Genomic DNA, 12,988 nt, shown 5'->3' on the forward strand with positions numbered 1-12,988 from the left:
ATGCGCCCGTTTAGTCTAGTCGTTTACTTCAACGCGGGTCAAAGCGCTAGAAGTGCGTGAGGCAGTGCGGTGAGCGTTCGACGGCGAACATGAGTCGCGCCGCCAGCGCCGCTCCCGCTGTGTGTTCGGTGATCCGGCCGGCGGCCTTCAGGGTGACAGGACAGATGGCCCCGAGATAAACGGAGCCGAGGTCCGCGACGTCCATGGTCAGGTCCGGCTCGGCGTCCGGTGCCGGCACCGCCGCAGCTTCTCCCCCGCGGGCTTCCAAGGCGAACGTGCCGGCGGCAAAACCGAGGCTGTCGCGGACGGCGAGCACCAGCCGCCCGTCGGTCGAGTACCGCCGCGCGCCCAGCACGCGCACGGGATCCAGGATGCGCAGCCACAGCATGTCGCGCTGGTCCGAGGACTCGATGCACCGGGGGTCCTCCAGGGCCCAGGCCAGCGGGTCGTCGACGGGCGCGTCCTGCCAGCTGATCCTTTCCACGAGGTCGATGCTGCCGAGGAACTGCCACAGTTCCAGATAGGCGGCGTCGGTCGCCGACACGAAGTCCACGATTTCCATGGTGTACGGCTTGGCGTCCCAGCCGCCGAACTTGTAGGAGACGTAGCCGTCCACCGTGCCCGCGGCGTCGTAATGCAGCGCACATCGGATTGCCTCGTCTTCGCCGCCATCGCGGCCCAGCGTGCCCGAGGACCGCAGCCGGTAGGCCTCCTGCCGGACAATCGACCCGGGGGTCTGGCGGTGCAGCCGTTCGAACACCTGCGGCGCCAGGTCCAGCAGGACCCTGCGGTCCGCGATCTCCACCGAGCCGACCGGCTGGTGGCGGAGACGGAACCGCGGACCGGTGTCCACCTTGATGCTGCGTTCAAACGTCGCCACCCCGTAGCCGAACCGGCCGTAGATCGACGCCTCCGAGGCCGTCAGCGCCGCCAGGGCAACGCCGTCGGCCTTCGCGGCGGCGAGGTCCTCGGTCATCATCCGCCGGAGCAGCCCCTGCCGGCGGTGGGTCCCGCGGACCGTGACAGCCGTGACCAGGTGCGCCTCAAGCTGCCGCCCATAGCCGATGTTCAGGTCCTTGCGCATCGTGGCGAACGTGGCCACGGGAACCTCGGCGGCCAGTGAGTGGGCCGCGACGCCGTCGGCCTGGTACACCCCGGTCATCTCACGGTTGTCCACGCGGTACATGGCCATGATCTTGTCGACGAACTCGTCCTTGCGGGGCTCGTCGTAGAAGCCGATCCCTACACCGTGCAACCAGTCGACGCCGGCCGTGTAGTCCGCCGACTCCTTTTCGGCCGCGCGGAACCGCCTGAGCTCATACTTCTCTGTCACGTGCTTCTCCCCCTGGGATTGCTGAGGCTCCGGCAGCGCCGGACCGAAACCCGGCCGGACCGAAACCCGGCCGGACCGAAACTCCGCCGGAACAGGCGCTGCCCCGGGTAAACCGTTAGTGTCCGGCGTCGTACCAGCTTGATCCGACGCCGATCTGGACCTCCAGGGGAACGGTCAGGTCGGCCGCCGCCCCCATTTGCTCAGTGACGAGCTTCTCCACGGCGTCCCGCTCGCCGGTTGCCACCTCAAGGACCAGTTCGTCGTGGACCTGCAACAACATGCGTGACTTGAGCCCCTGGGCTTTCAGCTCGGAGTGGACGCCCAGCATGGCGCGCTTGATGATGTCTGCAGCGGACCCCTGGATCGGCGAGTTCAGGGCGATGCGCTCGGCGTTCTCCCGCAGCTGCCGGTTGGTGCTGGTGAGGTCGGGCAGGTACCGGCGCCGGCCCTCGATCGTGGCGGTGTAGCCGTCGATCCGGGCCTGGTCCACCACGCCGCGGAGGTAGTCGCGCACGGCGCCGAACCGGTCGAAGTAGTCCTTCATGAGGTTCCTGGCTTCGTCCACAGAGATCTCAAGCTGCTTGGACAGCCCGAAGGAGGTCAGCCCGTACGCCAGGCCGTAGGACATCGCCTTGACCTTGGAACGCATGGCGCTGGTCACCTGGTCCGTGGGCACGTGGAAAATATTGGAACCCACGAACCGGTGGAGGTCCTCGCCGTCCTTGTAGGCCTGGATCAGCCCGGCGTCCCCCGAGAGGTGGGCCATGATGCGCATCTCGATCTGCGAATAGTCCGCAGAGAGCAGGCACTCGTAGCCCTCGCTGACCACAAAGATGCCCCGGACGCGCCGGCCTTCCTCGCTCCGGATGGGGATGTTCTGCAGGTTGGGATTGTTGGAGGAGATCCGGCCCGTGGCTGCGACGTTCTGCGCATAGGTGGTGTGGATCCGGCCATCCTCCGTGACCGACTTCTTCAGCGACTCCAGCATCTGGCGCAGCTTCGAGGATTCCCGGTGCGCCATGAGCTGGACCAGGAATTCGTGGCCGGTCTTTTCCAGCAGGTTTTTCAGCGACGCGGCGTCCGTGGTGTACCCGGACTTGATCTTCTTGGTTTTGGGCAGCTGGAGTTCGTCGAACAGCACGGTCTGCAGCTGCTTCGGCGATCCGAGGTTCACCTCGTGGCCAATCGCGGCGAAGGCGTGCTCCTGGGCGTTGTCGATCACCTTGGCCAGGTCCGACAGCTGCTCGTCCATCCGGGGCATATCAATGGCGATGCCGGCGAGTTCCATGTCGACGAGAACCCGGCTGACCGGCAGCTCAAGGGTGGCCAGGAGTTCCTCGGCCCCGCGGTCCTTCAGTTCGGCTTCGAAGTACCGGCTCAGCTTGTGGACGACGGCGGCGACCTGCACCAGGGCGCCGGACGCCGCGGCAGCGTCGTCGTCGAACTCCAACTCCAGCTGGCCCGCCTTCGCGGCCTCCGCGGAGACATGGATGTTCAGGTGGTGCTGGGCCAGCTCCGCGAGTTCGTAGGTGCGGCGGTCCGGTTCAATGAGGTAACCGGAGATCGAGGTGTCGTCCACCACCCCTTCCAGGCCGAGCCCGCGGCTGGTCAGCGCCTTCAGGGCCGCCTTGTAGCCGTGTACGACCTTCTGGGATTCCCCGTCCCGGAGCCACTGCGCCAGCACGTTCTCCGCGTCAGCGTCCAGCCCTGTGAGGTCAACGTAGGCCGCCGCATCGTCCCGCACGATGGCCACGGCGTCGGCGTCCTCACCGATCCGGCCGGCGAGCACGTCCACTGCGAGGGCGGACCGCTGTCCGGTCCCGGCGGCGAGGAAGGCCCGGAGCGCGTCCGCATCCTGCAGCGTTGCGAAGTCCCGGCTTTCCAGGGTCTCGCGTTCCGCTTCGGGGATCTCGCCGGCATACAGTTCAAAGAGCCGGGCGCGGATGGTCTTGAATTCGAGTTCGTCGAAGAGGTCTTCAAGGGCCTGCTGGTCCGGCCGTGGATCGGCCAGATCGTCCAGCGTCACCGGAAGGTCAAGGTCGGTGTGGAGCCGGTTCAGCTTGCGGTTGCGTTTGACCGCGTCCACGTTGGCGCGCAGCGCGTCCCCCACCTTGCCGCCGATGGCGTCGGAGTGTGCCAGCACGCCTTCGAGCCCGCCGTAGAGGTTGATCCACTTGGCCGCCGTCTTGGGTCCTACGCCCGGGACGCCCGGCAGGTTGTCGGCGGTCTCCCCCACCAGGGCGGCGAGGTCCGAATACCGGGCGGGGCTGACAAAGTACTTTTCCTCGATGGCGGCGGCGTCCATGCGGGGGATGTCGCTGACCCCCTTCCTGGGGTACAGCACGAACACGTTGTCGGTGATGAGCTGAAACGCGTCGCGGTCGCCGGAGACGAGCAGGACCTCGTAGCCGGCTTCTTCGCCCATGGCTGCGAGCGTGGCCAGGATGTCGTCGGCCTCGTAGCCGGGCATCTTGATGGTCTTGATGCCCCAGGCGCCCATGACCTGGTCGATGAGGTCGATCTGGCCGGTCATTTCCTGGGGCGTCGCATTGCGGCCGCCCTTGTACTCGCTGTACTCGGCCTTGCGGTGGGTGGTGTCATCCGAGACGTCGAAAGCAACGGCGACGTGGGTGGGCTTCTGCTCCTTGATCAGATTGATGAGCATGGACGTGAAGCCGTGGATCGCGTTGGTGTGTTGGCCCCGGGCGGTGGAAAACTTGTCAGCCGGAAGGGCGAAGAAGGCCCGGAAGGCCATGGAGTGCCCATCCAGCACCAGAAGCCGCGGCTGCTCCGTCAGGGGAATGACGGGGGCCTCGGTGGCCGAAACCGATGCCTCGGCCCGGCCGGATGGCCGGGCGGACGTGGCCGCGAGCCCGGACTCCGGCTCAGCTGCCGGGAGGGTGTCTGTTGCAGTGCGCTCTTGTGAAGCGGGGGCAGGGGCCGGTTTGGTTGTTTCACTCACAAGTGCCAGCCTAGTTCCCATGATGGACAATTTCACGCCGGCCCCGTTCGCGGCGGAACTCGCGGCCGCCGGGGTTCCCGAGGAGATGCACGATTGGCTGGGCCAGTACGGTGTGGGCGCACTGGTGGTGAAGCTGGGAATCCACTTCCTTGAAATGAGCCCGGAGCGCACCGTGGGCACCATGCCGGTGGAAGGGAACACGCAGGTGGCCGGCATCCTGCACGGCGGGGCCCACGTGGTCCTGGCCGAAACCCTGGGTTCCTTCGCGGCCGGCCTGCACGCCGGCCCCAACCGGCAGGCCCTGGGCATCGAAGTCGGCGCCACGCACCACCGGGCAATTTCCGAGGGGACCGTCACGGGCACCTGCACGGCCATCCACCTCGGCCGGACGCTGACCACCCACGAGATAGTCATGACAGACGAGCGTGGCCGCCGGCTCTCCACCGCCCGCATCACGAACCTTATCCGCGACATCGCCTCCTAGGGCGTCGCCCGGAGTCCTCCACAGCGCAGTCAGTCATCCCCGTTTCCGCTGGCTCTTATTCCGCTAGCCCTTGCCGAAGCGGTAGCGCAGCTCGACGATGCCGCGGCCCATGGTGCGGGACGAGAGCAGCTCCAGTGGCGGCGTCGGGCCTGTCATGGGCAGGAGCTGCCTGCCGCTGCCCAGCACCACGGGAATGACCGAGAGGATCAGCTCGTCCAGCAGCCCGGCGTCGGCGAACTGTGCTGCGAGCACTCCCCCGCCCACCACCCAGACGTTCCGGCCGGCGGCATCGTCCCTGAGGTCGCCCGCGAATTCGCCGACGGTCCCGCGCACAAACGTCACGTTGGCGCCCTTCGGGGCGGTGTATTCATGGTGGGTGAAGACCCAACAGGGCGTGTTCGGATACGGCCAGGCGCCGGGTTCGTGCTCGAGCAGCCAGGCGTAGGTCTCGCCGCCCATGACGATGCAGCCGACGTCGGCCAGGAACGCGTCGTAACTGTCCCGGCCGCCGTCAAAACCGTCAAACTGGAGCAGCCAGGCCAGGTCGTCATCGTCCGTGGCGATGAAGCCGTCGAGTGAGGACCCCACAAAGTACTGGAAGCTCGCCATGGCCACAGCCTAGCCAACGACCGCCTGGCGGACCACTCTCTAGTGGTGGAAGTACGGAATGATCAGCCACAGCCCGAAGAGGACGGCCAGGCCGCATACCCCGAAGCACACGTAGGCGAGCGGCCGGGTCCAGGACGCCGGGGAGTTGTTGACGTCTCCTGCGATGGCCGTGAGGCGGACGCCGAGCGCGTAGAGAACGACGACGGTCACTGCGGCGACGAGTGTGGCACCTGCCACGCTAAAGAGTTCCAACCATTTCATCGCTTCACACCCCCGTTCTTGATCGCCTTGGCGGACTTCTTCTTCTTGCGGAACTGCACTGCCTGACCGACCTCCTCGATCTGGACGGCGTTGTGGTGGTCCACCTGGGATTTGCGCGAATGGATGAACATGTAGGCCACGGCGGCGGTGCCGGCAACGGCGGCGATGACGACGCCGATCACGCCAGTCTGCACGAGCAGGGCGGTCAGCGCGCCCACGATTCCGGCGGCCGGCAGCGTGAACAGCCAGCCAATGGCAATCCGGCCGGCCATTCCCCATTTGACGGTGGTGCCACGCCGTCCCATCCCCGAGCCGACGACGGAGCCGGAGGCCACCTGCGTGGTGGAGAGGGCGAAGCCAAGGTGGGACGAGGCCAGAATGGCGGAGGCTGTGCTGGACTCCGCGGCGAAGCCCTGGGCCGGCTTCACTTCGGTCAGGCCGGAGCCCATGGTGCGGATGATCCGCCAGCCGCCGGCATACGTGCCGATCGCGATGGCGAGGGCGCAGGCGGTGATAACCCACCACTGCGGTCCGGAGCCGGGAGCCTGCGTGCCGGCGGCGATCAGTACCAAGGTGATGATGCCCATCGTCTTCTGGGCATCATTAGTGCCGTGGGCCAGTGCCACCAGGCTGGACGTATAGACCTGCCCGTTCCGGAATCCGCCGCGCTTCTGGGTCAGCTTGTCCCCGGTTTCCGGGTCATGCCGGGACGTCAGGGCGTAAGCCAGCCGAGTGCACAGGTAGGCCACGCCGCCGGCAATGATCGGGGCGAAGACCGCGGGAAGGATGACCTTCTGCAAGATCGATTCAAAGTTGATCGAGTGGATGCCGATGCCGGCGATCGCGGCCCCGATCAGCCCTCCGAAAAGGGCATGGGAGGAACTTGACGGCAGGCCCTTGAGCCAGGTGATCATGTTCCAGAGGATGGCACCCATGAGTCCGGCGAAGATGATGTCCGGAGTGATCTGGACACCATCGGAGCCTTCCTTGATGATGCCGCCGGAGACGGTTTTGGCTACTTCCGTGGAGAGGAAGGCACCCACAAGGTTCAGCACCGCCGCCAAGGCGACTGCCGTCTTTGGTTTGATGGCACCGGTCGCGATGGGCGTAGCCATGGCGTTCGCAGTGTCATGAAAACCGTTGGTGAAGTCGAAGAACAGAGCCAGCGCTATCACCAGCGCCACCATTACGGTGATTTCCACCTGTTGCCCAATCTGAAGTATGCACGGTCGGCAGTTCCACTTCCCCCTTGCCGCGCCGCCACGACCATCCTTCGGAGCCTGTCCGATGATTGTCCAGTGGCCACAATAAGCAGCATGAAACCTTATCGATGGTACGTGGGAATAACGGCTGCGCAAAACATGCCAGAAGACCCTAATTGCCCGCGGCCCGGCCGGTGGCCGCGATTTGGGGAGGCCGGGCGACCAAGGTCACAGGGAGCAGTGCGTCCTAGGCTGTCCCGCGGATGCCAGGCGCCGGACCGGCGTCGAGCATGGAAGCGATTTTATCCTCCAGCGCGGCGAGCGAGGCCTCAGGCAGCACGATCAGCCCGTCGAGTTCGCGGCGGGCGCGCCGGTAAGCCGTCTGGCGTTCGGCTGGCGTCGCCGCCGCATCCGATGCGATTCTCAGGAGCTTGCGGGCGGTCTCCAGCCGCTGGCGTTCCGGGCCGCTGAACTTGCTGTCCCTGATCCTTTTGGCCTCCCGTTCGGCGACGTCGAACGCGATGTCGAAGCTCGTCACGGCCGCCCTGTATTCGGCGAGCCTGGCCGCCGTCTTGACGTCCCCGGGCGCGGTGGGGCGCAGGGCGTCGGCCTCACGCTTGGCGCGCAGGAACGCCACAGTGAGCGGCTCCCGGACATCGGTCATGGCCGGAAAGTCGATCAGTTTGCCCACGTCGAGCTCGTAGGCCAGCCAGCGCTTGTTAATGGCGTCGTGCGCCTTCATGAGGCCCGACACCTCGGCCTGGCTGGCCTGTTCTGCCTGCGCGGCCTGGTTCCTTAGCGTGTAGAGCTCCACCCGGCGGCGGTGCCTGCGCTCACTGGCTCTCGACCAGGACCGCGCCCACCCGCCAAGCAGTCCGCTCAGGGGAAAGATGAGCCACCAAAAGTGAGTGACAAAATCGAAGTAGTGGTCCACGGCATCATCCTCCCACCCGTCGGCGGCGGCGGAAAGCCCCTCCGCCGCGGGTGCCCGCGGCCGGTTCCGGGCGTAGCCAGGGCAACGGATCGCCGGCCGTGGGTCATTTCCCGTGCTTGTCCTTGTGCACCCGCGTGACGAGCGTGGGACACGGGACGTTCATGAGTACCGCGTGCGCGGTGGAGCCGAGCACAGTCCTCGAGAATCCGCCGCGCCCGTGGCTTCCGATCACCAGCAGCCTGGCTCCGGCGGCGATCCCCACCAGCGCCTTGGCCGGTTCGGTGTTCGTCTCAAGCCGCTGGTGGACCACCAGGTCCGGATACTTCTGGCCGAGTCCGGCCACCGACTCGGCGAGCACGATCCGGTTCTCTTCAAAGATGCTCGCTGCCAGGCCGCTGGATGGCCGCTGCTTCTCGAGCCACCGGGCAGGGCTCCTAAACCCCAGGACGGCAGTGAGCTCGTCGCCGCCCAGGTCAGCCTCGGCGGCGGCGACTGCGACTGCCTGCATCGACTCCCTGGAGCCATCGACGCCGACCACCACGCCCGCGGCCCCGGCGGCCGGCACCTCCGCTATGACAGCCACCGGGCACTCCGAGGCGGACACCACCTGCAGGGCGCGGTCCGTCATGGGTCCGCCGTCCAGCCAATACTTGTCATGCCCGCCGACAACCACCAGGGCCGCCTGCTTGGAGACCTCCCTCAGTACCGACCCCCCGCTTCCGTGGCCGAGCTGGATGTCCACTTCGACGTCCGGGGCCTGGTCGCGGGCGCTGGCCTGCGCTTGGCGCAACAGGTCCATCCCGGCTTCCCTGATGATCTCGTGGTACTGGAAGTCGGGTGTTACCCAGCGGTCGTCCACTGCGTGCACCACTATGACCGGGAGTTTGTCCCGGGCCGCCCGCCGCAGCGCCCACGCCAGTGCGGCGTCGCTACGTGCCGACCCGTTAATTCCGACGACGATCGCGTTGGCCATACTGGCCCTCCCTAGTAACCTGTCGGCTCCGTCTCCAGCTCGGGTTCCCGGGGCGGTCCCTCATGGTGCACCGGCCGCAGCGCCTTGGTGTGTTCGAGCCAGAGGAGGGCATCGTAACGCTCCCCCATCCGGGTCGGGACGTAGTTCCCGGTTTCCCTCTGCGGGTGGTAGACGACGCCGATCGCCCGGTGCCCGAGCCGCGTCGACAGCCACGGCCCGGTTCTGTCATCACCGAAGTCCAGCACCGACGGCACGCCGAGGGCCTGATGCAGGAAGTCTTCGTGGCTGCCCGGACGCGCCTCGGGCACTGTCAGGATGCGCTCCGGGCGGCCCCACCCCTCGGCGGCAATCACGGAACCCCGGTGTGCTGCGAGGCCGACCAGCAGCACCCCTTCGCCCGCGTGGCGTTCACGCAGCAGTTGGCCGACGTTGACCAGGCCGTCCTGTGCCATGTCCGTAGCTCTCGCATCCCCGACATGGGTGTTGTGCTCCCAGATCAGGCCCTTCGACGCCGGCCCCAGGTGCCGGCTGACCCTGTCGATGGTGTCCGCCATGTGGTGGTCGCGGACATTCCAGGACTGCCGGTCGCCGCGGACCATGATGCGGTAATAGTGTTCCGCGTTGGCGGCGACCTCGGCGTTCTGGACGGCGTCGAAAGCGTCTTCATTCTGCGGGCCGGCGCTGGAGACCCGGTTCCGGACTTCGGTCAGGAGGGCCACGACGTCGGTCTCGCAGGACTGCGGCACCAGCCGCCTGCTCCAGGCCGCGTACTCGTGCGGGTCCTCGTGGTGCGGCAGGAAACACTGCCAGGCGCGCATGGCAGCGGGGAGGGCCTCAGGGACGTTCGCCTGGAGCCAGTCCATGATTTCGCGCAGCGAGTCCCACAGCGAGTAGACGTCCAGCCCGTAAAAGCCCACGCGCCTGGCCAGGGGCCGCCCGGAATTCCAGCTGCGCAGCCAGTCCAGGAACGCGGCCACCTCCTCGTTCGCCCACATCCAGGTCGGCCAGCGTTCAAAGCCGGCCAGCAGGGCATGCACGCCCTGATCCTTGCCGTCCTGGCCGCGGACCCACCGGTTGATGCGCCAGCAGTCGGGCCAGTCCCCTTCAACCCCGATCCAGTTGTAGCCCTCCTCCGCGATGAGCCGCCTGCTGAGGGTGTCCCGCCACGTGTAGAACTCATGAGTGCCGTGCGACGCCTCGCCGATCGCCACGAAACGGCAGCCGGCCGCCCGATCCACCAATCCGTTCAGGTCGCGGTCGCTTTTCAGCGGCCGGGCAAGGTCATGAATCTCCTTTAGCAGGGAGGTCCGGGTAGCGACGATGGGAGTCATCGTGGATCCCCGGTTCCGATTCCCTCCAGGTGCCCGGGCGCCGGCGCCTGCTTGCTTGTGGATCGCTTGTTGTTGATTCGCAGGACCAACAGGTTCGGCTGCTGGTGTTTCATGGCACTCCCGTGGACCTCGACCTGGCACGACCTGGCACGACCTGCATGCACGGACCCGCTAAGTGCAAGGGCCCGTTAAATGCATGGACGTGTTAGATGCATGGACGTGCGAAATGCACGCCCTGCGACTCGCGGTGTAGGCCCCAGCTTCCGCCCGGTGCCGCCGGGCGCCAAGGGCCGAAAGTCACCTCGGCTCCGGCACTGCCGGCCCGCTGGACACTCCTCAGTGCCCGGAATCGTCCGTGCCCGCATCGTGGGTAGCGGCATCATGCGAGTGGGCCTCACTGTCCTCCGGCGACGGTTCAGGTTCCAGCGCGGGGTCCGGTTCGAGAGCCAGATCCACTCCTTCACCCGTGGTGGAGCGTGGGGCCAGCGCAACGTCCGCCGATCCGACGCCGGCGGCGCGAGCCATACCGTTCCGTACGGATTCCACCAGCGCGTCGCTCAGCAGCGGTCCCGTGTAACCGACTGTCAGGGCACGGCCCTCCAGCGTGGTCGAGTAGTTGCCGAGCGCGTCCGAGAGAATGCCTTCCTCGGCGATGGATCTCGCCACGGCTGCCGGATCGGCCGCGGCGACCGTGAAGCGAAGGTCGTGGACCAGGACTGAAGCGACATGGACGTGCTCCACGCTGGGGTTGCTGCCCTCCGGACCGAAGGCGCGGTCAGCCAGCTTCTCCGCATCCTCGCTGGTGCTTTGGGGAGGAAGCGCCAGAATGAGGTCCGGAGAGAGGTGCTCGAGGATCGCCGGTTCGAGCACATCGGGGGAGATATCGGACAGGGCAATCCCGCCGGCAGTCCCGGTTACCTCGAGCTTCATACGCAGCGTGCCCAAGCGGGCGCCCGGGGCGGGGTGGACGGCGATGACTATCCGGCGGCGCACCATCAGCCCGTCATGGCTCACCGTCGGACGACCGTTGCCGACATCGGTCCCGGTCTCAAACGAGACGGGCGCGGCGCTCGGCGCTGCCGACGGCGAGGGCGGTGCCGGGGCCGGCGGGCCAGCCGTGCAGGCGCTCAGCGCCAGCACGAGCAGACCCGCCGCGCCCAGTTTCCCGGCGCGGCTCATCTCAGGTCCCCGGGGGGAAGCCCGGCCGGTATACCGGCGGGAACGCGTTGGGGGCCAGGGTGTCCGGGACGGGAGGATCGGAGGTGATGGGGTCGTTGTTTCGGAGGTCACCGACGGAGAACTGCACCATCATGTCGTGGTCCTCGTGGACAAGGTTGTGGCAGTGGATCATGTAGCGCCCGCCGTCGTTGCCGGGGCCCAGGTCGAACTGCATGAGCGCCGTGACGGACTCATTTTCGCCGGCGTAAAAGACATCTTTCGGGCCTTTCTCCCAGGCGAAAGGCTGCCCGCCGTTGGTGTTCCTCGCAATGATCTTGGCGTCGATCAGGTGGATGTGCACCGGATGGAACCAGCCGCCGGACGCGTTCGTGATGGTCCATTGCTCGACGTCGAACGGCTGCGGGTTTCCGAACAGCTTGGTGAACCCCGATTTCTCCACATCGGCCCAGGTGACGCCGTTGACGGTCCATTGCCCGTGGTCCCGGAAAAATTTCAGTTCGCGCTTTACCTTGGCCATCGCCGGCGTCAGGCTCATGGTGGGGATGGCACCGCCGGACGCGTTGACAGCGCCGCCGGCGTCGAGGGTGGCGGGGATGCGCGGGATGGACCCGGCCCCTGAGCCGGAGTCGGCCACCACTTGGAAGCGCATGATCTTCCCGGTGTTGGCGAAATCGATGTTGTTCTTGTTACTGAGGTTCCGCAGTTCGATCGTCTGGCCGGTCCGGTATTTCCGGAAGTCGATCAGGACCTCGTACCGTTCCGCTGTCCCCTGCCGCCACGATTTCACGGCCTGGACTTGAGGCAGCATGCCTGCGTCGGTGCCCACCACGTAGACCGGGTCACCGGTCGAGAGTGTGGGCCGGTAGGACCGTGAGATGGAGGCGTCGAGGACCCGGAACCGGTAGATCCGGGGCTTGACCTTCATCGTGGGCCACGGCACGCCGTTGACCAGAATGATGTCACCCCACAGGCCCTTCACGTCGTTGTCGTTGTACGCGAGCGAGCCGTCGGCATTGAACATGGCGTCCGAGATCATGAGGGGCACATCGAATTCGCCCTGGGGCAGCTGCGCCCGCTCGAACTTATCGGACAGCGGATAGAAAGCCGCGAGTCCGGAGTACACGTTTTGGGCGGTGATGTGGTGCTTGTGGTCGTGGTACCACAGGGTCCGGGCTGTCTGCCAGTTGGGGTAGTGGTAGTTCTTAACGTTGCCCGGGACGGTGATGTCGTTGGCGTAGCCGTCGTACTGCGGCAGCGAGGCTGAGCCGTGAAGGTGCGTGACTGTATTAAAGGGACCGGGTTGAAGCAGCCCGACCCCCGGCAGGTCATTGCGGATCCGCACCTCGGTCCGGGTGCCCTGGGTGGCCCGGATGGTGGGGCCGGGAAAGATCCCGTTGTAGCCGGCGACCGTGGTGGTCAGTCCGGGCAGGAGCTGGACCTGGCCGAGTTTCTGGGTGAGTGCGTACCGGGCATAGGGCCGGGCGGGGTCGCCGTCGTCGAAGCCCGTCTCGAAGGGGACGAGCTCCGGCGGGCGGCGGAAGACGCCCGCATAGGGAACTGGCATGTTCTGGGGTGCCAGCCGGCTGGCGGTTACCGGCGGGACGGCCGGGGCGGCGGTTCCGTTCGATGGGATGGTGTCATCGCCGCCTTTGAGACCAGCAAGGCCGAGGGCGCCGACGGCGCCCAGTTTGAAAATTTCTCGTCGTGTAGTCATGGCCCC

At 66.7% G+C, this 12,988-nt stretch carries 11 protein-coding genes; 1 reads left to right on the forward strand and 10 read right to left on the reverse strand.

Features of this window, described 5'->3' with window-relative positions; translation table 11 throughout:
• Positions 1–46: 46 nt before the first annotated feature.
• Complete coding sequence (locus ACFVVK_RS02320) at positions 47–1,333, reverse strand: GNAT family N-acetyltransferase (protein ID WP_390262881.1); 1,287 nt, start codon at positions 1,331–1,333, stop codon at positions 47–49.
• A gap of 115 nt (positions 1,334–1,448) precedes the next feature.
• On the reverse strand, positions 1,449–4,295 hold the full coding sequence (gene polA / locus ACFVVK_RS02325) for a DNA polymerase I (RefSeq protein WP_390262884.1): 2,847 nt from the start codon (positions 4,293–4,295) through the stop codon (positions 1,449–1,451).
• 19 nt (positions 4,296–4,314) lie between these two features.
• Between polA and ACFVVK_RS02330 the strand changes: the two genes are divergently transcribed.
• On the forward strand, positions 4,315–4,779 hold the full coding sequence (locus tag ACFVVK_RS02330; protein WP_390262887.1) for a hotdog fold thioesterase: 465 nt from the start codon (positions 4,315–4,317) through the stop codon (positions 4,777–4,779).
• Positions 4,780–4,842: 63 nt separating this feature from the next.
• Here ACFVVK_RS02330 and ACFVVK_RS02335 read toward each other — a convergent pair whose 3' ends face one another.
• The 8 genes from ACFVVK_RS02335 to ACFVVK_RS02370 form a co-directional block, all read right to left on the reverse strand.
• The gene (locus ACFVVK_RS02335; protein ID WP_390262890.1) at positions 4,843–5,388 is read right to left on the reverse strand and encodes a dihydrofolate reductase family protein; all 546 of its coding nucleotides are present in this window, start codon (positions 5,386–5,388) and stop codon (positions 4,843–4,845) included.
• Positions 5,389–5,427: 39 nt separating this feature from the next.
• On the reverse strand, positions 5,428–5,649 hold the full coding sequence (locus tag ACFVVK_RS02340) for a hypothetical protein (protein ID WP_390262893.1): 222 nt from the start codon (positions 5,647–5,649) through the stop codon (positions 5,428–5,430).
• A complete protein-coding gene (locus tag ACFVVK_RS02345; protein WP_390262895.1) occupies positions 5,646–6,851 on the reverse strand; it encodes an anion permease in 1,206 nt (401 codons plus the stop codon). Before ACFVVK_RS02345 ends, ACFVVK_RS02340 begins: the two co-directional genes overlap by 4 nt.
• Before the next feature lie 247 nt (positions 6,852–7,098).
• Positions 7,099–7,785 (reverse strand): hypothetical protein, encoded by a 687-nt coding sequence (locus ACFVVK_RS02350; RefSeq protein WP_390262898.1) that lies wholly within the window; start codon positions 7,783–7,785, stop codon positions 7,099–7,101.
• Between the two features lie 103 nt (positions 7,786–7,888).
• Positions 7,889–8,758, reverse strand: a complete 870-nt coding sequence (locus ACFVVK_RS02355) for a universal stress protein (protein ID WP_390262901.1) — start codon at positions 8,756–8,758, stop codon at positions 7,889–7,891.
• Between the two features lie 11 nt (positions 8,759–8,769).
• Positions 8,770–10,089 carry an erythromycin esterase family protein gene (locus tag ACFVVK_RS02360; protein ID WP_390262904.1) on the reverse strand — a complete coding sequence of 440 codons (1,320 nt, stop codon included), beginning with the start codon at positions 10,087–10,089 and terminating at the stop codon, positions 8,770–8,772.
• Positions 10,090–10,425: 336 nt separating this feature from the next.
• Positions 10,426–11,268, reverse strand: a complete 843-nt coding sequence (locus tag ACFVVK_RS02365) for a hypothetical protein (protein WP_390262907.1) — start codon at positions 11,266–11,268, stop codon at positions 10,426–10,428.
• A gap of 1 nt (position 11,269) precedes the next feature.
• Complete coding sequence (locus tag ACFVVK_RS02370) at positions 11,270–12,982, reverse strand: multicopper oxidase family protein (RefSeq protein ID WP_390262910.1); 1,713 nt, start codon at positions 12,980–12,982, stop codon at positions 11,270–11,272.
• Between the last annotated feature and the right edge of the window lie 6 nt (positions 12,983–12,988).

This window comes from Arthrobacter sp. NPDC058192, assembly GCF_042883665.1.
Lineage (GTDB): Bacteria > Actinomycetota > Actinomycetes > Actinomycetales > Micrococcaceae > Arthrobacter.